The 18,099-nt window shown below is 61.3% G+C and carries 22 protein-coding genes and 1 pseudogene; 19 read left to right on the forward strand and 4 right to left on the reverse strand.

Annotated elements, in window-relative coordinates:
• Positions 1-51: 51 nt before the first annotated feature.
• Positions 52-807, reverse strand: a complete 756-nt coding sequence (locus VPA02S_RS20725; RefSeq protein WP_015867284.1) for a nucleotidyl transferase AbiEii/AbiGii toxin family protein — start codon at positions 805-807, stop codon at positions 52-54.
• Positions 808-885: 78 nt separating this feature from the next.
• Positions 886-1,689 (reverse strand): type IV toxin-antitoxin system AbiEi family antitoxin domain-containing protein, encoded by an 804-nt coding sequence (locus tag VPA02S_RS20730; protein ID WP_018907261.1) that lies wholly within the window; start codon positions 1,687-1,689, stop codon positions 886-888.
• A 654-nt stretch (positions 1,690-2,343) separates the two neighbouring features.
• Between VPA02S_RS20730 and VPA02S_RS20735 the strand changes: the two genes are divergently transcribed.
• The 10 genes and pseudogenes from VPA02S_RS20735 to VPA02S_RS31860 all read left to right on the forward strand — a co-directional run bounded on the left by VPA02S_RS20735 (position 2,344) and on the right by VPA02S_RS31860 (position 9,057).
• On the forward strand, positions 2,344-2,739 hold the full coding sequence (locus VPA02S_RS20735; RefSeq protein WP_015867282.1) for a hypothetical protein: 396 nt from the start codon (positions 2,344-2,346) through the stop codon (positions 2,737-2,739).
• Between the two features lie 151 nt (positions 2,740-2,890).
• The gene (locus tag VPA02S_RS20740) at positions 2,891-5,074 is read left to right on the forward strand and encodes a GYF domain-containing protein (protein WP_015867281.1); all 2,184 of its coding nucleotides are present in this window, start codon (positions 2,891-2,893) and stop codon (positions 5,072-5,074) included.
• Positions 5,071-5,601, forward strand: a complete 531-nt coding sequence (locus tag VPA02S_RS20745) for a hypothetical protein (RefSeq protein ID WP_015867280.1) — start codon at positions 5,071-5,073, stop codon at positions 5,599-5,601. The genes VPA02S_RS20740 and VPA02S_RS20745 overlap by 4 nt, the downstream gene beginning before the upstream one ends.
• 44 nt (positions 5,602-5,645) lie before the next feature.
• A complete protein-coding gene (locus VPA02S_RS20750) occupies positions 5,646-5,954 on the forward strand; it encodes a hypothetical protein (RefSeq protein ID WP_015867279.1) in 309 nt (102 codons plus the stop codon).
• Positions 5,955-6,158: 204 nt separating this feature from the next.
• Positions 6,159-6,608, forward strand: coding sequence for a hypothetical protein (locus VPA02S_RS31850; RefSeq protein ID WP_155247921.1), 450 nt, complete (start codon positions 6,159-6,161; stop codon positions 6,606-6,608).
• 77 nt (positions 6,609-6,685) lie between these two features.
• Complete coding sequence (locus VPA02S_RS31855) at positions 6,686-7,003, forward strand: hypothetical protein (RefSeq protein ID WP_155247920.1); 318 nt, start codon at positions 6,686-6,688, stop codon at positions 7,001-7,003.
• Between the two features lie 224 nt (positions 7,004-7,227).
• Positions 7,228-7,799 (forward strand): annotated as a pseudogene (locus VPA02S_RS32375) (GNAT family N-acetyltransferase).
• A 72-nt stretch (positions 7,800-7,871) separates the two neighbouring features.
• Positions 7,872-8,069: a hypothetical protein gene (locus tag VPA02S_RS20755; protein WP_018907260.1), complete on the forward strand. Its 198-nt coding sequence runs from the start codon at positions 7,872-7,874 to the stop codon at positions 8,067-8,069.
• A gap of 95 nt (positions 8,070-8,164) precedes the next feature.
• Positions 8,165-8,500, forward strand: a complete 336-nt coding sequence (locus tag VPA02S_RS20760) for a DUF2489 domain-containing protein (RefSeq protein WP_018907259.1) — start codon at positions 8,165-8,167, stop codon at positions 8,498-8,500.
• Positions 8,501-8,607: 107 nt separating this feature from the next.
• Positions 8,608-9,057 (forward strand): hypothetical protein, encoded by a 450-nt coding sequence (locus VPA02S_RS31860; RefSeq protein WP_150106811.1) that lies wholly within the window; start codon positions 8,608-8,610, stop codon positions 9,055-9,057.
• Between the two features lie 38 nt (positions 9,058-9,095).
• Here VPA02S_RS31860 and VPA02S_RS20765 read toward each other — a convergent pair whose 3' ends face one another.
• Positions 9,096-9,647, reverse strand: a complete 552-nt coding sequence (locus VPA02S_RS20765) for a hypothetical protein (protein ID WP_015867276.1) — start codon at positions 9,645-9,647, stop codon at positions 9,096-9,098.
• 190 nt (positions 9,648-9,837) lie between these two features.
• Between VPA02S_RS20765 and VPA02S_RS20770 the strand changes: the two genes are divergently transcribed.
• The 7 genes from VPA02S_RS20770 (at position 9,838) to VPA02S_RS32380 (ending at position 14,674) form a co-directional block, all read left to right on the forward strand.
• Complete coding sequence (locus VPA02S_RS20770; RefSeq protein WP_230537982.1) at positions 9,838-10,074, forward strand: DUF6429 family protein; 237 nt, start codon at positions 9,838-9,840, stop codon at positions 10,072-10,074.
• 195 nt (positions 10,075-10,269) lie between these two features.
• Complete coding sequence (locus VPA02S_RS20775) at positions 10,270-10,551, forward strand: hypothetical protein (RefSeq protein WP_015867274.1); 282 nt, start codon at positions 10,270-10,272, stop codon at positions 10,549-10,551.
• Positions 10,552-11,034: 483 nt separating this feature from the next.
• Positions 11,035-11,379, forward strand: coding sequence for a hypothetical protein (locus VPA02S_RS20780; RefSeq protein ID WP_150106810.1), 345 nt, complete (start codon positions 11,035-11,037; stop codon positions 11,377-11,379).
• Positions 11,380-11,381: 2 nt separating this feature from the next.
• Entirely contained in the window at positions 11,382-11,618 is a 237-nt protein-coding gene (locus VPA02S_RS20785; protein WP_038108222.1) for a hypothetical protein, read from the forward strand.
• 181 nt (positions 11,619-11,799) lie between these two features.
• Entirely contained in the window at positions 11,800-12,672 is an 873-nt protein-coding gene (locus VPA02S_RS20790; RefSeq protein ID WP_062365467.1) for a tyrosine-type recombinase/integrase, read from the forward strand.
• Positions 12,673-12,681: 9 nt separating this feature from the next.
• Complete coding sequence (locus VPA02S_RS20795; RefSeq protein WP_062365468.1) at positions 12,682-13,878, forward strand: IS91 family transposase; 1,197 nt, start codon at positions 12,682-12,684, stop codon at positions 13,876-13,878.
• Positions 13,879-14,254: 376 nt separating this feature from the next.
• On the forward strand, positions 14,255-14,674 hold the full coding sequence (locus tag VPA02S_RS32380; RefSeq protein ID WP_220459244.1) for a DUF6228 family protein: 420 nt from the start codon (positions 14,255-14,257) through the stop codon (positions 14,672-14,674).
• 373 nt (positions 14,675-15,047) lie between these two features.
• Here the strand turns inward: VPA02S_RS32380 and VPA02S_RS20805 are convergent, their stop codons facing one another.
• The gene (locus VPA02S_RS20805) at positions 15,048-15,596 is read right to left on the reverse strand and encodes a DUF1003 domain-containing protein (protein WP_015867270.1); all 549 of its coding nucleotides are present in this window, start codon (positions 15,594-15,596) and stop codon (positions 15,048-15,050) included.
• Positions 15,597-16,022: 426 nt separating this feature from the next.
• Here VPA02S_RS20805 and VPA02S_RS20810 point away from each other — a divergent pair, with 426 nt between their 5' ends.
• Positions 16,023-16,373, forward strand: coding sequence for a nuclear transport factor 2 family protein (locus tag VPA02S_RS20810; protein WP_015867269.1), 351 nt, complete (start codon positions 16,023-16,025; stop codon positions 16,371-16,373).
• A 150-nt stretch (positions 16,374-16,523) separates the two neighbouring features.
• Complete coding sequence (locus tag VPA02S_RS20815) at positions 16,524-17,972, forward strand: IS1182 family transposase (RefSeq protein ID WP_015867268.1); 1,449 nt, start codon at positions 16,524-16,526, stop codon at positions 17,970-17,972.
• Positions 17,973-18,099 lie beyond the last annotated feature (127 nt).

The following is an 18,099-nucleotide window of genomic DNA, read 5'->3' on the forward strand; positions in this document are numbered from 1 at the left end:
CAAAATGCTTGCACAGGGGTTTGAGCACCACATCCAGTCGCGCAGCGCGGGTCAGAGGTGCGGCAAGAACACCTGGCAGAACTGCTCATACGCGGTCTGTGGCGAATATGTCCTGTCATGTGCCAAGTAGCCGTCCATGTCGCTCAAGAACTTGCGCGACTTCATTCGGCGCACCAGCTCTGCTTCGATGTTGGCAGCGCTGAACGTGCTGCCCTCCTGCCTCATATAGAAGCGGAAGGCTTCGCCGACTCGACCCGGGTTCACCTTGGAGACCGCATGGGGCTGTTGCGATGTCTCCCACGCCCAGACGATGTCGAACAGGTCTCGACCGTGTTCGCGCTGGAGCAGCGCGCGCAGCTTTGTGCCGAGCATCTCGTCGAGGTCGTATGACGCCACGGCAATGTGCCGTGCCGCGCCGGGCCCGGGAACCTGGACTTTGACGGTCACGAGAGGGAAGAAGCTCTTGTTCTCGTTGGTGTTGACCTCGACTTTGAGGTGGGCGAGCGCCGCGTCAGAACTCGTGGGGTCGTAGGTGTATGTGCTGCGGATGATTTTTGACTTGGCCACCAGGTTGCGAACAGTCAACTGAATGTCCGTCATCACCGACTCGACCGGATTACCAAGAAGCGGCTTAAGTACTCGTGTGAGTGCCTTCTTGATGTGGCCGGGCGGACGGTCGCCCACCAGCACCAAGTCGATGTCTTCCGAATACCTGCTCGCCGGTGCGAGGTGCGCCTTGTGAAGCACCGTGCCTCCGCGCATTGCGACTTGGCCCGTCAAGAACTTGTCCTCGAAGATGGCGGCCACGGCCTGGCTGATGAGGTAGTCCTGTTCAACCGCTCCACGGAGCCACTGGCCGCCACTGCGCTAGTTCCTGCACGCTGATCATCCTCGCATCTCCTTCAGTAGTTCGTGCTGGTTCGACGTGTACTCGATGGCCCATTTGCCGTCGACCAGGTGCATGGTGGCTTGGTCATCTCGGGGCGTGACCAGCGGCTGCACACTGCGCCGTTGCTGATGCAGCCAGCTGGCGACCGTATCTGCCAAGCGCCCCCCTCCGAGCTGGTCGAGCACGAACCCGAAGCGCTGGACGGCCGGCACTTGGTTCAGGGCCCTTACAGCGTCGCGCACGCCGACCGACGTCATCTTCGGTAGGAGGTCGTGGGCAATCCGAGCGACGGCCTCCAGTCCGCCCACGGTGTTTTGGTGTCGAATGAGGTCAAGCACGGTGGCTTCACGAGTGCTGATGCGCATGCGCGCCATCTTGGTCCGCTCGTGAACCACGGGGGTGTCGCCCAAGGCCTTCTTGACAACGAATTCCACACGCAGCTTGCCCACTGCAAGCGGCCGCCGAGGCCGGCTCACCATGACTTGAGTGGCTTGATAGGCGTAATGGGACGAACCCCAAAAGCGTGCGGCGCTCAGAAGGGCCAGGTAGTACGCTGGTTCCTGGTCGCGCATGAGGTCATCCAGCCACCAGTCGACTGGTGGGGCGCCATAGTGCGCTTGCTCCGGAGGTACGATGAGCCAGCGGGCCGCGTTCTTCTGGGCCAATACGATGCGTCCCGCCCTGGAAAGGCGCTGCAGCGCCATCTGGGACGCGGGGCCGCCCGGTTCGCGGCCCGTGTGGCGGGCGAACTCGTCTTCGCGGAACAGGTACCGAGCCTGCGACTGAAGATTGCGCAGCAACTCTGCGCTTCTTTCCTGCCCAACGGGGAAAGCTTGTGTGGGAGGCGTGGGGGCCAAAATGGAAGGCCTCTGAGTTCAAAAGCGTTTGCGAAAATTATCGTTTTTTGTATATTTACGCAAACGTTCTTGCGCCCGGACGTCGGGCACCTTTCGGTCACCGCACGCGTGAACACGGAAATGAGCTTGCACGTGCTGGCTTACAACCTGAAGCGCATGATCGCGATCCTGGGTATGAACCAAACGATGAAGGCGACAAGGCCTATTGGGGGAGTGAGGCTCTTCAATCGCCATTGCAACGCTTTCGGCGACTCAGGAGCATGCCAGGTCACCCGTTTCTGCGGCGAGGCCACTGGACGAGTGCGTGACGCCGATCACAGCTTCGCGGTCACCGAAGCTGTTTCCACACGACCTCGGCCACGAGCGGACTTACGTTCCATCGCCCCAATACTCGCGCCCGGCGGAAAGCTCAGGCCTTCCTGAGCGTTGTGTGCTCGGGTTACTGCGGGTAACATCTCGCCAGCACCATAGAAAACGGCCAACGAGCGGGTGCAAAAAAACATAAGCGGCGGTACTCCTCCGGGGAGACGCCTCGAGTAGTCGAGGGTTAGGGCGGTACAGGCTAATCAGGTCGCGCGCCCGTTGGAGGGAATCCGGATGCGAACCTGGGCGAAGGTACTCGATTGGGTTGGTGTTGCCATCTTCGGGATTGGCGCACTTGCGATGGCTCGCTATCCGCGGGCCTCACCGCTGGTCATGGTGATTCACTTGCTGCCGCTTGGCGCGGCACTGATTGCCTTTCGACAGGACTCCTCCCGCCTTGCCGTCGTGGTGGCACTCCTTCTCAACGGCCTGTGGATGGCCGGCTTGTCCGCAGGAATTACCTTCATCCTGTGGTCGCTCCCGCTCCGAGAAGGCTTCTTCATCGCGGTCTTCGTTGCCCTGCTGGCAATGCCTTGCCTGCTCAATCTTCTTGCCCTGACGGCATCCAAGAGGCGCGAGACGGCGGGTGCGCCCGCTTCCGAACACACCACTTTCGCGCCGGCGGAATGATGGCGGCAAGCAAGAACTCGTTTTCTGGCTTCAAGCGAGAGCTTGCGCTTCGCGGGCTGGCGGGTGCCCGAGTGCCCGTATCCGCGCTCGCGCGCACATTGCCGTCGACAGGCCGAGCCCCCCAAAAGAACTCAAAGACCGAGGAACAGAAATGAACATGGAGCAGGTTGGCTCGATGGTGCCGTTGTTGCTGTTCATCGCGCTCGTTGCGGGCTGCGTATGGCTCACCCGCCGGTCGGCACGCCAGAGGGAGGTTCAAGGAGAGACGCTGTACGGAACCAAAGGCTGGCTCGGCTTCTTTCTTGTCACGGCGTTCGTCCTCACACCCCTGGTAGGCATCGGGACGCAGCTGAAGACCTTCGCAGACGTCGAGCTGCGCACCCCCGCGGTCCTGGAACTTGCGGGCTACGTGCCTTACAAGGCCTTCTGCTGGTGCCTGCTGCTGGGCGTCATCGTTTGGCAAGTCTGGATGGCCAATCGGCTTCGCACGAGGTACGAGCCGGAGAGCGTGGCGCATGCCAAGCTCTTTCTGGCCCTCAGTCCATTCGTCATGTATCTCGGCGACGTGGGTGCGGCCTGGGCGTTCCTGGACGTCAATGCAGCTGGCGAAGATGCCGGACGCACCGTGCGCGGCTTCATCTCCAGCTTCCTCTGGTTCCTGTATTTCACGAACTCCGAGCGGGTGAAGAACACGTACTTTGGCGCCGAGAAGAGCGCCGGTTCCGCCCCCTTTGAGCCTGGACGCCCGCGTGTAAGGAATTTGAAGGGGCTGGAGCAGCGCCGGGAGCCAGTGTTTACAGACGTTCCGGTGCCACTGGCGCCTGCGGCGGACCTCACCAGCTCCCCCGCCGAGGACGAGGGAGAGCAGGTCTGGTGGTATGCGGAAGGCGAGCACAGAAGCGGGCCCGTGTCGGCTGCGCAACTCGAGCAGCTCGTGCAGGCGGGCACCATCAGCTCGAACACGCTCGTCTGGTGCGAAGGGCGCCTGACCTGGAAGCCTCTGCAGCAGATTCCGGAACTGGTCGGCGAGAGAGCGGCGCCATCCGATGTCGAGCCGGACTTCGTCAGACTTGACAGGCTGCGCGAGCGCACCGCCGGCGCACCTCTGTGGACCTCCGCGGTCGTGCTCTCCGCAGTACTGGTGTGGTTCAGCCTGGCCTTCCACCTGCCCGAGCGAGCCTCCCTCGGCTACGCACTGGGGGTTGGAGTCGGCGCGCTGCTGATTCCAGTGGTGGTGGTCGCCATCTTCTCGCTCTGGACCGCTTACCCGAGCCAACGGAAAAACCTGCAGGTCTTTGTCGGGTGCTGCGCGGTGCTGCTCGCGACCTCGGGCGCGAGTTCGCTCTCGAACCGTGGCTACGTGGAGCGCTGGTTCAACAAGGACAACCTGAGCGCAGAAGACTTCAGGTCGCAGGCCAACAAGTGCGCGCAGTTGCGCGACTTGCGGTGCCAGGAATCGAGCTGGCGCGAATACGTGCGCCTTCGGCCGGAGGATTCCCTCGGCATCGCCCGCCTCGGGTTCGTGCTAAACCAACGCGACAAGCATGAAGAAGCCATCGTTCACCTGAAAAAGTCGATGGACCTCGGAGCGGGAGCGTATGACCTCTTTGCCTATTACGCGGACAGCCACGAGAAGCTTGGCCACACCGGCGACGCCATCGAATGGTCGTACAAGGCGCTGTCCGTGGCGCCAAGCCTCGTGGATGTCAGGGGTCGGCTGGCCAGCCTGCTGCTCAAGACCCATCGACCCTACGAAGCGCTGTCGCTGCTGCAGGCGTACGACAGCCAGCTGGAGGCCAAAGGCATGCGGCCTTACTTCGCGGCGCAACGGATTTCGATTGAGACGGCCATCGACAAGGCCGAGCCGGAGAAGAACGAGGAACGCATGGCGCTGCGCCTTCCCATGTATGCGGGTCACTTCTTCGCACCCGTGACGCTCGGTTCGGGCAAGCCGAAGCCCTTCATGGTCGATACCGGCGCAAGTCTCACCAGCCTGAGCGAAGCGATGCTGCGCGACTCCAAGGCGGTGTATCGGGTGGTCGACCCCAAAGTTCTGATGACCGTGGCCGACGGTCGCAAGGTCGCAGCCAAGGGGGTGGTGGTCGACTCCATGAAGGTGGGACCCTTCGAGCTGAAGAACGTACCAGCCGTCGTCTGCGCCGATTGCGTGTCGCTCCTGGGCCAAGCCAGCCTCACCAAGTTCGACATGCAGTCCGTACGCGCCCAGGGCGTCGACTTCCTGCTGCTGGCCCAGCGCGGCACGGTGCCGCCGCAACCCGCAAGCAGCCAAAAAACAACATCTTCTCAGCCGAGCGCGCAAGCGCAAACCCCATGACCCCTCAGCAAATCGTCGGTACCGCTTCGCGCCTTTTTGCCATCTGGCTGCTCATCACGGCATTCCAGGCTGTTGCCATCGGCGGCGCCTTGAAGGCTGGCAGCAGCGACCCCAGTGCCGTCTGGGTGCCTTACCTCATGGGCGGCTTTTATTTGTTGGCGGGCCTGCTGTGCTGGTTCTTCCCCATGGTCATTGCGCACAAGCTTGTCCCCAGGACGAAATACGACGACGTCCTGCGCGTTCCGGCTCAGCAGGCGTTGGTCGTGGCATGCGTGGTCCTGGGCCTGCTCGTCATTGCATTCAAGGCGCTCGCCCCCGTCATGGGCTATCTCTCGGTGTGCGCGCTGTGGATTGGCAGCGGCCAGCCGGTCTCGACCATGGACGCAGGCCGGCACATCGACGGATTCATCGGCTTCGCCCAACTGGCCCTTGGGCTCTTTCTTGTCCTGAAGGCTCAGGTGGTGGCAAAACGCCTGCTGGACGAACCGCAGGCGCCTGAACACGAGCTTCGCAGTGAGGTGAGCTAGGTTCGGCTGCAATCTTTAGAAGCCGGGTACATCCCTTCGACACCATGACCGATAAGATAGATATCAACTGCCCGCATCACGGGCAAGCGGCACTTGCTTCGGTGTGCGGGCATCTGATCCAGAATCACGGCGTTCCGTTAGGCTTCATTGAGAACAGTGATGACCCTGATGACAAGCAAGGCTGGTGCTACGCCTGCGAGCTGGTCTATCTGCAGGAAGAGGACAGGAGCGAGCGCTTCCGGGCCTTTACTCAACACACTGTCCTGTGCTCGCACTGCTACGACCAGGTCAAAGCCCATCATCAGTTCGAACCGCCCGGAACGGCGGCGGTCGGGACGGGAGATGGCACCTAACCCGGTCCGTGATTGCTAAGGTGTCGCCCAGAACCGGACATTCGGAGCGGCAGGCAGAATTCGGCCATCAGAGTTGACATTGGGGAAGTGATGGAGCTAGCGGCGAGTGCAGTGCGGGTCTCGCGATGGTTGCGGGAGTACCGCGCATCTTGCAGTATCGGACTGCTAGTCGTTGCTGGCTTGATGCTGATGCACCGAGCAGAAATGAGGGCTGCCGCCGAGAAGACTCTCACGGCGCGTGACGTAACGCTGAAGTACGTCGGCCCGATTGGGAAAGCAATCAGCAGGTCTGGTATCAATCATGGAACGACGAAGTTCGACGCCGGTCTGGGCATTGGAATCGCAAACGACATTGATCGTGACGAACTCCTGCTGAGACTCCGGCCCGTGCTATATCTTCCCTTTGCATCGATTCTCAGCGTCACACAAGAGCAAGCGGGCGCTGTTGAAGCCGCAGGTCCCAGAGTGCGGATAGGGCTGCATCTGGGTGAGGTCGTCACGTTGGAGAGCGCTGCTGGACCTGTTCTGTCGTATCAGGCATATGTCGAGGAGATCGAGCGACGTCGCGGCCGATGGTTGATCGGGGCCATCGTGGCAGCGGTAGTTTCAGTGGCTATCTATGTTGGGACGTCGCATGTACGCACACACGAGTAGTGCCGCAGTCGGCCAAGAGAAGCCCTTCGCTAGACAGGCAGAATTCGAGATTGCCACTGCCAAGCCAAGCCACTCAAATGCCTGAAGTACATCCTCGCGGCCAAGTGTTGGCCTTCGACCAATCTTTGAATACGTTCGTCGCACAGCCTGGATTGATGTTGCCGTGCACCAATATCGCTGAAATGCTTGAGCAGATTGAAGCAAGGACCGGCGCCTACATTGTGCCGCACGACCCGCCGAAATATTTTCGGTACCACCTGTCGCGTGACGACCCAACTTTTGTGCTTGTGGACATTCATGTCACCCGTGATGGAGAAGAAATATGCATCAAACAAGATATGTCGTTTCCGCTGTTTCCGAGCGACACGGTGATATTCGGCCGTCTTGCCTGCTGAGCAGTCGACGTGACGTCATCGCCATTTGAACTGTGGCCGTTCCGACGTGGCAACGTCGTGAGCTTTGGAAGCGCACCTAGACTTCCGTCGCCGGCCAAGAGCGGCCGGTCGCATTGCCGGTTCGGCTTCTATTTGGTAATGTGAACTTGTACAGTCTTCCGGTCCCCGAACCTTGCTGTACGCCGTGCGGCGAGAATCCGTGAGGCGCCCATACATCAACACTCATGCAAGCTGCGAGTCACTTCGTTCTTCGTCCCTTCGTCGAGAGCGACGCCGTTTCCTTTGCTGAGGCCGTTCGCGAGTCGGGTGCTACGGTGGGCAAGTGGATGTCTTGGGCACATGCCGGCTACACCGATTCCGATGCACTGTCTTGGTTTTCACATTGCGCGCAGGAACGCGCAAACGGAGCGAGTCACGAATTCGGGATCTTCGATGCCCAGTCAAGATGCTTTGTGGGTGGGTGTGGCTTGAACCAATTCAATGCCCTCAATGGGTTCTGCAATCTCGGCTACTGGGTCGTGAGTCCTGGCATCGCCGGGGTGCCGCCTCCGCAGCCATTCAGACCCTATCTCGCGTGGCTTTTTCAGAGCTTCAGCTTGGTCGAGTTGAAATCGTCGTCGCGGCAGACAACGCCCCCAGCCTTGCGTTGGCGGCCAAGTCCGGGGCCTTGCGCGAATGCCTGGCTCGCAATCGTTTAAAGGTGCATGGGAAATTCACCGACGCCTACGTTTTCTCGCTTGTTCCCGAGTCTAGTGCCCAATCTCTGAGCCAAACCGGTGGTCCTATACCGACATGAAAACAATCTCTTGCGTCGGGGCATTGGCATTCAGTCGTTCATTGCCCTCAACCCACAAAAGATTGGAGTTTCATGGCTAATTGGAAAGGGCGACTCTCCGTCCTCGCCTTTGGTGCAGCCATCGCGGGGATCGGCTACCTGCTGTGGGCCAGCGGTGATCGGGTTGGTTTCTTGTTTGGGCTCATCGGTGGTGCTTGCATCGCTGTGAGCGCCATGCTGCCGAATAGCCTGTTTGAGAAGACCGTTAGCTTTGTCGGTCGATTCTGGTAAGGCTGCGCAATCGTGGATGCAACAGCTGTCATCGGCCAATTGCGGGCCTTCGAGGGGTGGCGCCGAAGGACAGTGAACATGTACAGAGGAGTGACGTGAACACGGCTGACGACGGCCAACTCGGGGCGGCGCGCAGAGCGGTCGTGGACGCCGCTCGGGGCCTCGCGGATGACACGGTACCCTTTATTGAGGGCGTCAGGCAATTGGCAGCGCTGAGCTTTGAAGTGTCACGGCTTGACCATGACCCGGACTTCACGTTGTTCGTCGCCGTTGCGAGTGAAGCGGACCACCTTCCGCCGCACGAGCTCCGCAGTCAATGTGCGCCGGCCTGGCTAGAACAGTGCGACCGCGAGGCGCGCGAGCTCGAGGCTCTTCACCGGAAGCAGGTTCGCGCTGCATGTGCGCGCCTCGTCGGCCGGTTTTCCTCATGAGCGTGGAGCCAGCCGGTGGGCAGAATGCGACCAGAGCCAGTCATTGTTCCCGCAAGCGAAGATCAGCGGATGGCGGACATTCAAGCCCTACGACTTCGGTGAATCAAATGAGCTCCGGCAGCAAACGCAATGTTGCCAACATACTGATTCTTTTGGGTGTAGCCCCGACTGTGCTTTGGCTTGGCCTCCTGGCGATCAGCGGTGTGCTGACACCGTGGGCCGCCGTCGGCGTCATCTGGATCGGCATTCCTCTATGTTTTCTGAGCCTGCTGATTTCCGGAAGCGCGTGGGTATGGGCGCATGATCTTGCAAAAGCTAATCCTGAAAAATGGCGCGGTGCTCACCGCGTTCCTGGATGGGTCGCGACCGCTGTCGCTGGTCTCGCAGTCGTAGCAGTGATTGCCATCAACGCTCAGGGCTCAAGGCCGCCCACCGAACTCCCATCTCGATCAGTGCAGCTGTCGGCAGAGGAAAATGCAGCGATCGAACGGCAGGCGAGATCAAAGATCGAAGAGTTGACCGGCAAGCCCGTTGCGACAACGCCGCCCGCTCGCTAGTGGCGGATCCGGCCATGAGCAAACCCTGAACATCGTCGTCAATCGTAGATGTCGTATTCGACAAGCAGGTCCTTCATGGCATCCTCGACGCCGTAGCCGATGTTCTGACTGATGCGACATACGGCTTCCAGTCGTTCCATGAGCAAGGGTCGCTGCTCATCCGGCAGTTTCGAAATGGCCTTCAACGCCTGCTCGAACATTCGCACCAACGCGTTGAAAAAGTCTTCGTCCTGCAGGCCAACTTCAACGCTGAAGCCTGATCCGCGCTCGCAGTAGAAGACCATCAACTCTGCGAGGCCCTCCGGTTGGCCAATTGCCTTCCTGTAATTCGCGATGGCCTTCTTGGCCTCGGCGACGGACACGGTCTGGTTCCGGAACATGTCGGGCCAAAGGCAGCGGCTGATGGTGATCTTGTACGGCTCCAGGATATCTTCGCCCAGCCCGAAACGGGCGTGAAGGAAAATCTGGATGCTCTTGTCGGCCGTGTACAGGTCATGCACCAGGCCGACCAGTCCATCGTGGTCGAAGTGGATCAGTCTGGCCTTGACGTCGCTCCAGGACGTGGATCTCTTGGTCTTGCTTGCTTTCATCTCTGTGCGTGTCGGAATTGAAGCCTGTACGACGCCTGGCGGGTGAGACCATGTTGCTGGCGAATGCCAAATTGCCAAAGTACCATCGTAAGGTCGAACTGCCGCCTTGCGGCGGCCGAGGCTAATCAGAGGCGGTGCCGTGCAAACGGTCCATCGTCGAACGGAAAGGGGCGATGCTATGGGGTATGACATGGTCAAGGTCGAAGAGGCGGTTCTGGCGTTGCTCGGCGTCTTTGAGTTCGACAACGGACGCGTATGGAAGCGATATGACTTCGCAACCATGGACGGGCTCCACGAAAAAGGGCTCATCACGGAGGCCCACGGCAGGCAGGAGTCGGTCTACCTGACGGACGAAGGGATGCGTCGTGCCAAGGAGCTCGCGGCCAAATGCTTCGGAACCAACGGGGCGGCGCCAGTGCGCCAGTAGCTGCGGCAGAATCCGGCCAACATCAGTCATTCGTGAGGGACGCCGAATCGCCTGTCTCTGGTACTCAGCGGCTCGTGTAGTGACGATTGGCCTGGAGCACACCTTTGTCGACCGCCTCGCTTTTTCTCGTTCAAGATGAACCCTCCACCAACTCATATACCCGGAAAGCCGTATCACTTCTTCTCTATCCCACTGATGATTCAGCCAAACCTGTGGGATGAGAAGTCCTCAGTAAGATTTCGCGGCCTGCAGTTTTCCGGGCTCTATATGATTCCTGTGCTGATCATGTCCGTCATTATCCCGCTCGTAGTGTTGTTCTCCGCCATGGACTTCAGCGAGATCGGAGCGCTCTTCGCTGCGGCCCCTTTCTGGATTCTTGCCGGCTACTTCCTACTAGCTCTCGCGGTCGGTGCGTTTGTTGGCCTCTATCACTATTTCGCTTTCTTGAAATTCACCGGTCACCAGCTAGATCATTGAGATCGACGGCTTGCGGCCACAATCAGCTGTTCGCAGCGGCTAGCAAAATTCGGCCTGGATCAGTCATCCCCTTTCGCTTCCCAACGAAGATGAGCCGCGTGATCATTTCTACAGCGCCATGTGACCCGCCCGTGTCGTTGGTGAGCGAAGTTCGGCGCATTACAAACCTCGGAGTTCTCGATGTGCGAGACCGCCTTCTCGCCGGGAAGCCCGTGTTCGACCAGGAGATTTTCTTCAATCGAACAGAAGACGTCTGTGCAAAAGCGCTTGCGCTGCTTTCGGCTCTGGAGTGTGCGGGGCATCAGCCTCTTGTCAGTGAGGCTGGTCGGCCAATCACTCCGCAGATTCTGCGAAACATCTTCCAGGCATCCGAGGAGGGGGCCGAGGAGCTTCGCTGGCTCGATGACTTGGGACATGTGTAGGCGAAGGCAGAATTCGGCCAAAAGCTGCCCTTCGCATCTATTGGTCGCCGCCCCAGAAGCCATGAAGAAGTTCAAACATCACGTGTACTTTGCCAAGCCGCGCCAGGAGCAGAGGCATCTGTTTCCGCACGTCTGCTTCTCGTGCCGTAAGTCCTTCAAGAAGCCAACGCGGGAGATTGCTCGGCTCTGCCCGCAGTGCCACGGACCGATGGTGATGCTGAGTCGGAAATTTTCGGCGCCCAGAATGACCGACGTTGAGCAGTGGCGCAAGGTCGAGTTCCTGGTCAGCCACAGGTTTCGCTTTCAATCCATCCACGAGCAGCCGAGTGGATCACTCGTGGACTACCCTGCGACCTTGGCCGAAGCTAAGCTGTTCGTCGAGCGACATGCCGGCCGAGTCCGATAGCTGTGACTAACTCTGAAATCGAAGACCTGTGGATCGAAGCTTGGTCGAAACTGATCGAAATAGTGGAAGACGAGGCGCGAACCATGCGTTGTCTTCTGCCCGACGGAAATGTCGTCGATGTCGAGCAGTGCAAGGGATGGCTTCAGGATTCCGTCTACGCTGAATTCAGCGTGAACATCGAGCGCGGCTGGGTGTTCGATCGCCGTGGGGTGATCGCCTCACGCCTTGCCAGGCAATGACGCATCGCGCAGAGGCACTTTCGGCCAGAACCAGACCTTCGCGACGCAGGCAGAATTCGCCCCGAGGACTAAACCGCTCGCGCGGTAGCCCGCCGCACAGTCCGTGATTTAACAAACATCGCGCCCCTGTCTATGTTGGGAACCGAGGCAATCGGCCTCGTTCTTCGACAGGAGCACGATCATGATCCCTTCGACACCGGTGGTTTCGCCGCTGCGCCAGCGCTTGCTCGACGACATGCGCATGCGCAAGCTCGGCCCCCAGACGCAATCTGCGTACGTCCGCGCCGTGCGCTACCTCGCGAGCTTCCTCCAACGCTCCCCCGACACGGCCACTGCCGAGGATTTGCGACGCTTCCAGCTGCACCTGGTCGACCGGGGCGTCTCGCCGATCACGCTCAACGCCACCATCACCGGCCTGAAGTTCTTCTTCGACGTCACGCTCCGTCGCGGCGAACTGGTCGAGAGGATGAGCTACGTGCATGTGCCGCAGACGCTGCCGGTGGTGCTCAGCCGCGACGAGGCCGCGCGCCTGATCGCGGCGGCCACCAACCCCAAGTACCACACGGCACTGTCCATCGCCTACGGCACCGGTCTGCGGGTCAGTGAGATCGTTGCGCTGAAGGTCGGCGACATCGACAGCCAGCGCATGACCCTGCGCGTCGAGCAGGGCAAGGGTCGCAAGGATCGCTATGCGATGCTCTCGCCGGTTCTGCTGGAGCGGCTGCGGGCCTGGTGGCGGTATGCGAACGCGAAGGGCAAGATGCTGCCCAACGGTTGGCTGTTCCCCGGGCAGAACCCGGTCGATCCCTTGACCGCGCGCCAGCTCAACCGGGCAGTCCATGACGCCGCCGCAGCGGCCAAGATCGATAAGCGCGTCACCATGCATACGCTGCGCCACAGCTTCGCCACGCACCTGCTGGAGCAGAAGGTGGACATCCGTGTGATCCAGGTGATGCTCGGCCACAAGAAGCTGGAGACCACGTCGGTCTACACGCACGTGGCCACCGAAGTCCTGCGCGAGGTCGTCAGCCCGCTGGAGAAGCTGTCTGCGTAGGTCGTCTCCATGGCGCACTGCGCCCTGGAAGTCGCCGACATCTTCCGCACCCACGGCCCCGATTGGCGCAACGCGCAGCGTGGCCACCTGAGCCTGGGCCAACTCAAGGTCATGTCGGCCATCGAGCAGTGCCGCAGCGCGGCGCTGGGGGGCCACGTGTTGCGTTGCGAAGGCTGCGGGCAGGATCAGATCGCCTACAACTCGTGCCGCAACCGGCATTGCCCGAAGTGCCAGGCCAGTGCGGCGCAGCGCTGGCTCCAGGCGCGCCAGGCCGATCTGCTGCCCGTGGACTACTACCACGTCGTCTTCACCTTGCCGGCGCCGATCAGCGCCATCGCCTACTACAACAAGGCGGAGATCTACGCCTTGCTGTTCGACACGGCCGCCGAGACCCTGTTGACCATCGCAGCCGATCCCAAGCACCTTGGCGCGCGCATCGGCGCGACCCTGGTGCTGCACACGTGGGGATCGGCACTGATGCACCACCCGCATGTGCACGGTATCGTGCCGGGCGGAGGTCTGTCGCCGGATGGCGGGCGCTGGATCGCCTGCAAGCCCGGCTTCTTCCTGTCCGTGCGGGTGCTGTCGCGCCTGTTCAGAAGGCGCTTCCTCGAAGCGCTCGGACAGCTGCATCGCGCGGGGCGCCTGCGGTTCTTCGGCGAGTTCGCCGCGCTGACCGACGCGCGCGCCTTTGCGGCCTGGCTCGCGCCGCTGCGCACGTGCGAATGGGTCGTCTACGCCAAACGACCGTTCGCCGGACCCGAAGCGGTGCTGGCCTACCTGTCCCGCTACACGCACCGCGTCGCCATCTCCAACAGCCGGCTTGTTGCCATGGACGAGCAAGGCGTCACCTTCCGTTGGAAGGACTATCGGGCCAAGGGCCGCACCCGGCGCAAGACGATGACGCTCGATGCCGATGAGTTCATGCGCCGCTTCCTGCTGCATGTCCTGCCGGGCGGCTTCCACCGCATCCGACACTACGGGCTTCTGGCCAACGGCAATCGCACGGCCAACCTGGCGCGCATCCGCGAACTACTGGGGCAAGAGGCTGACGCCGTCGCGCAGATCGCGAGCCTGGATGCCGAGCCTTGCCGTTCTCCACCGACCTTCGTCTGCATGCACTGCGGCGCTGCGATGATCGTCTTGCTGACGTTGGCGCGCGGGCAGCCGATCCGTGCGCCGCCACCACAGGTCCGGGCACCATGACGACGCCGCTGCTCAGCCAACCTTCGACCCTTCTTGCTATCGGGCCGATGAGAGGAAGTCTGGTCTTCGAGTCCGGTGATGCCCTTCGTCGACCGTCCTGGCGTCAGGCGACCCAAACAACGGCTTTGATTTGCTGCGCTTCGGCAACGCCATTGGAGGCGTCCCTCGGGCTCAGCATCGGCGCCAGCTCGGGCCACGCGTTCCGAATCGCCATAGGCCGGTAGCCTTCCCCGTCCGCAGCAGCGCATTCCGCGGTTTCCTCCTTAGAGGCTTGTCCAACACCTGCCCTCAGGCCGTTGTCGTGCGCGGGCTCGTGGTGTTGCACGGGCAGGTGTCGGACAACCCTTAACCTAAGCTGACGTTCACGAAGGAAAGCATGGGCGAATTTGTAGTGACCTCGGAACGCGAGGCGAAGCTTCGGTTCCACTCTCGTCGGGATCAACGACAAGGAAGCCTCGTTAGCTACGATGTGACCCTTGAGGGTCATCGGTTCAGTGCGACGGCGCGAGTTGGCAACTCGGAGCTCGGAACGTCACCCGTGGTGCTATTCAATGAGATGGTTGCCGAACCGTCTGGCTGGGAAGGTGAGAAATCTTGGGCTGCCCTGGACGGGGAGATGAGCATGGTGGCAATTACCGATTCGCTTGGGCACGTGAATCTTGAAGTCAATCTGGACCCGAGAGACGGACCTCCCGAGTGGTACGTTCGTCTAACGATGGTCCCTGAGGTGGGAAGCCTGGAGCAACTCGCCGCGGAGGCAGGAGCATTCTTCGGCCAACAAGAAGTCCGGCGATAGGGCTGCACCCGGCCACAAGCGGGTGCTCACGACCGTCTGGTCCGGGCGTGCGCATCTTCGGCCCGCACCCATTGCGGTGGAACTCGGACTTCATTGAAGTCCCGTGTCGGGCGCCACGAAGCAGGTGCCACAAAGGGCAGTGGCGACACGCGCTCGGAGCGAGACCGGATTCAGGTTCGACCGATGCGACTGCCATGTGATGCTCCCATTCAGCCCAGTGCAGCCCCCCGGGTTCGCCCCGGCGTCGCGCCTGCGCCTTGCGCTACGGCTTGGCGAAGAAGGAGATCGACCGCCTGTTGCACCACGCGGTGGCTCGCCAGACCTGCCCGTCGTACGACTCAACGTGGCGTGGAAGCCGCGGCCGTAGCGCGATTCAGGTCGGGCGCGCCGACAACCCTTCGATCCGCCGAGTCAGGGCGTGCACCGCGTCGGTCAGCGCCAGCAGTTCGCGTTCCTTCAGGAGGTCGATCTTCTCGTGCAGCAGTTCGATCTCCAACTCCGCCTTGACATTGATTTCGTAGTCGGTTTCCGCGTGGCGCCGGTCCTGCTCGGACTGCCGGTTCTGGCTCATCATGATTGCCGGCGCGGTGTAGGCCGCCTGGAACGACAGGAGCAGGTTCAGAAGAATGAACGGATACGGGTCCCAAGCGCCGTTCCCGGTCATCGCGTTGCCGACGATCCACAGCACGATGGCCGTGCTCTGGAAGATGATGAAGCGCCACGACCCTACGGTCGCCGCCACCGCGTCGGCCAGGCGTTGACTGCGAGTCGGTTCGCCTGCAAGGAAATGCTCGGGAGCCGTCGGCGGCTTGGCCGATCTGGCTTGCCGATGGGCGCGTCGCTGCTTGCGAAGTGACTCCAGCCGAAGCCGATCTTCGGCCGCCAGGGTCGTCGCATTTGGGGTGAGGTGTTTGTCGTTCATACGGGCTCCGATGGTGAAGTCAGGGGCGATGTCGATGGCCCGCGTCCGCCAAACGCCGCAAGCCCGGTTGCATCATGGGGCAGACAGCACGTGGATGTTTGAAGACACCGAGAAGCGTTGCACTCGTGCCCACGCCAGCGCATTCCTAGCGGCAGCTGGGTGCGCCGGCGCGCGGCTTGCGAGGAGCATCAAACCGTCGATCGAAATCGACTGGACGTTGACTCCTTGACCCGCCGAGTTCCACCGACAGCTCTGCGGCGCCAAATCTGGACGAGCGATCGTCTGCGATGGGCCCAAAGCTCCGAGGCCGCGACGCTTAGGCTGGCAGAGAATGTGATTTCGGACCGGTTCAAAATGTGCGTCACGGCCCTGATTCATTGATCACTCGCGCGGGCCCCACCGCCATTCATGGATGGAGATGCTGAAATGCCCAAAGATCACAAGACGATCCTCGCGACTGCCAACGCCGCCATCATGGATGGCGACTTCGAAGGGTTCTTGAAGTTCTGCACCGAAGACACCGTCTGGAACTTCGTGGGTGACACAATCCTGCGAGGCAAGGAGGCCGTTCGCGAGTGGATGGTCGTCGCGTACAAAGAGCCGCCCCGTTTCCAGGTTCACCACATGATCGGCGACGGCGACTTCGTTGCCGCACTCGGCGAGATCACGTTGACGGACGAGGAGGGGAACACACAGCCTCATGCGTACTGCGATGTCTGGCGATTCCGTGACGGCAAGATGGCCGAACTGCAGGCTTTCGTCGTCCTTGCCTCGTAAAGACGGCGGGAGTTGGAGGAGGCGCTTGTCGGCTTAGGTCCGTCCACGATGGCAGCGTGGGCGGCTACAGTCGGCCGAGGCTGTGTGAAAAGACTTCCAGTCCCGCCCATCAAAAAATAAAATCGATGCACCGTTCCAAGCGAGGTGCCCATGAAGCGATTCATCGAAGGCGAAGACCGACAGCAGGTCGCGCTGTTGCCGGAATGTCTTGATGACTATATCGGCGAAGACAACCCGGTGCGAGTCGTCGACGCCTTCGTCGAGGAACTTGATCTTCAGGCACTCGGCTTCAAAGGCGCGGACCCAGCTGCTACCGGTCGGCCTGCGTACCACCCGGCGGTGCTTCTCAAGCTCTACATCTACGGCTACCTGAACCGCATCCAGTCCAGCCGGCGTCTGGAGCGCGAGGCCCAGCGCAACGTCGAACTGATGTGGCTCACTGGCCGCCTTGCCCCGGACTTCAAGACCATTGCCGACTTCCGTCACGACAACGGCGCGGGCATCCGCAACGTCTGCAAGCGCTTCGTGGGCATGTGCCGGGAGCTCAAGCTGTTCACGCAGGCCATCGTGGCCATCGATGGCAGCAAGTTCAAGGCCGTCAACAGCCGCGACCGCAATGTCACCCCCGCCAAGATCGATGCGCGCCAGCGCCAGATCGAACAGAGCATCCAGCGCTACCTCGACGTGCTGGAGACGGCGGATCGCACACAGCCTGCTGAAGTGGAAGCGAAGACCGAACGCCTGCAGGACAAGATCCGAACCCTGCGCGCGCAGATGCGCCAGCTCGACGAGACCCAGGAGCAATTGAAGAAGCTGCCCGACGGGCAGATCTCCACCACCGACCCCGATGCCCGTTCGATGAACTCGCAGGCCAAGGGCTCGGGCCTGGTGGGCTACAACGTGCAGACGGCGGTCGATGCCAAGCACCATCTCATCGTGGCACACGAGGTGACGAACATCGGCAACGACCGGGCCCAGTTGAGCAAGATGGCCAAGGCGGCACGTGAGGCGATGGACACGAAGAAGCTGCAGGCCTTCGCCGACCGTGGCTACTTCAACGGCACCGAGCTCAAGGCCTGCGAGGACGCGGGCATCACGGCCTTCGTGCCCAAGCCCATGACCTCGGGCGCCAAGGCTGCGGGTCGCTTCGACAAGAGCGACTTCATCTACATCGCGAAGGACGATGAGTACCAGTGCCCTGCGGGCGAGCAGGCCATTTACCGGTTCAGCACGCTGGAGAAGAACGGGCTCAACGCGCATGTCTACTGGACCAGCGCCTGCCCCACATGCGCGATCAAAGACCAATGCACGACAGGCGACTTCCGACGCATCCGCCGATGGGAACATGAAGAAGTACTCGAGCGTGTGCAGCAGCGCCTGGACAAGAAGCCCAAGGCCATGACCTTGCGACGGCGCACCGTGGAGCATGTCTTCGGGACGTTGAAGCACTGGATGGGCTCGACGCACTTCCTGACGAAGACGCTGGCGCATGTGGGCACCGAGATGAGCCTGCATGTGCTGGCTTACAACCTCAAGCGAGTGATCGCCATCCTGGGAATGAGAAGAATGATGAAGGCGGTGCGGCTGGTGGGGCCATGAGCCTCTTTACGGCGCTTCAACGGGTGCAGAGGGCCGCTGGGCTTCAAATCCATTCGTGCCCGTCTACGACGACTGGATGGCCTGCGAGGCTGGCGGTTGCCCTCGTGACGCGGATGCTCGGCATACT

The organism is Variovorax paradoxus NBRC 15149, assembly GCF_001591365.1.
Taxonomy (GTDB): Bacteria; Pseudomonadota; Gammaproteobacteria; order Burkholderiales; family Burkholderiaceae_C; genus Variovorax; species Variovorax paradoxus.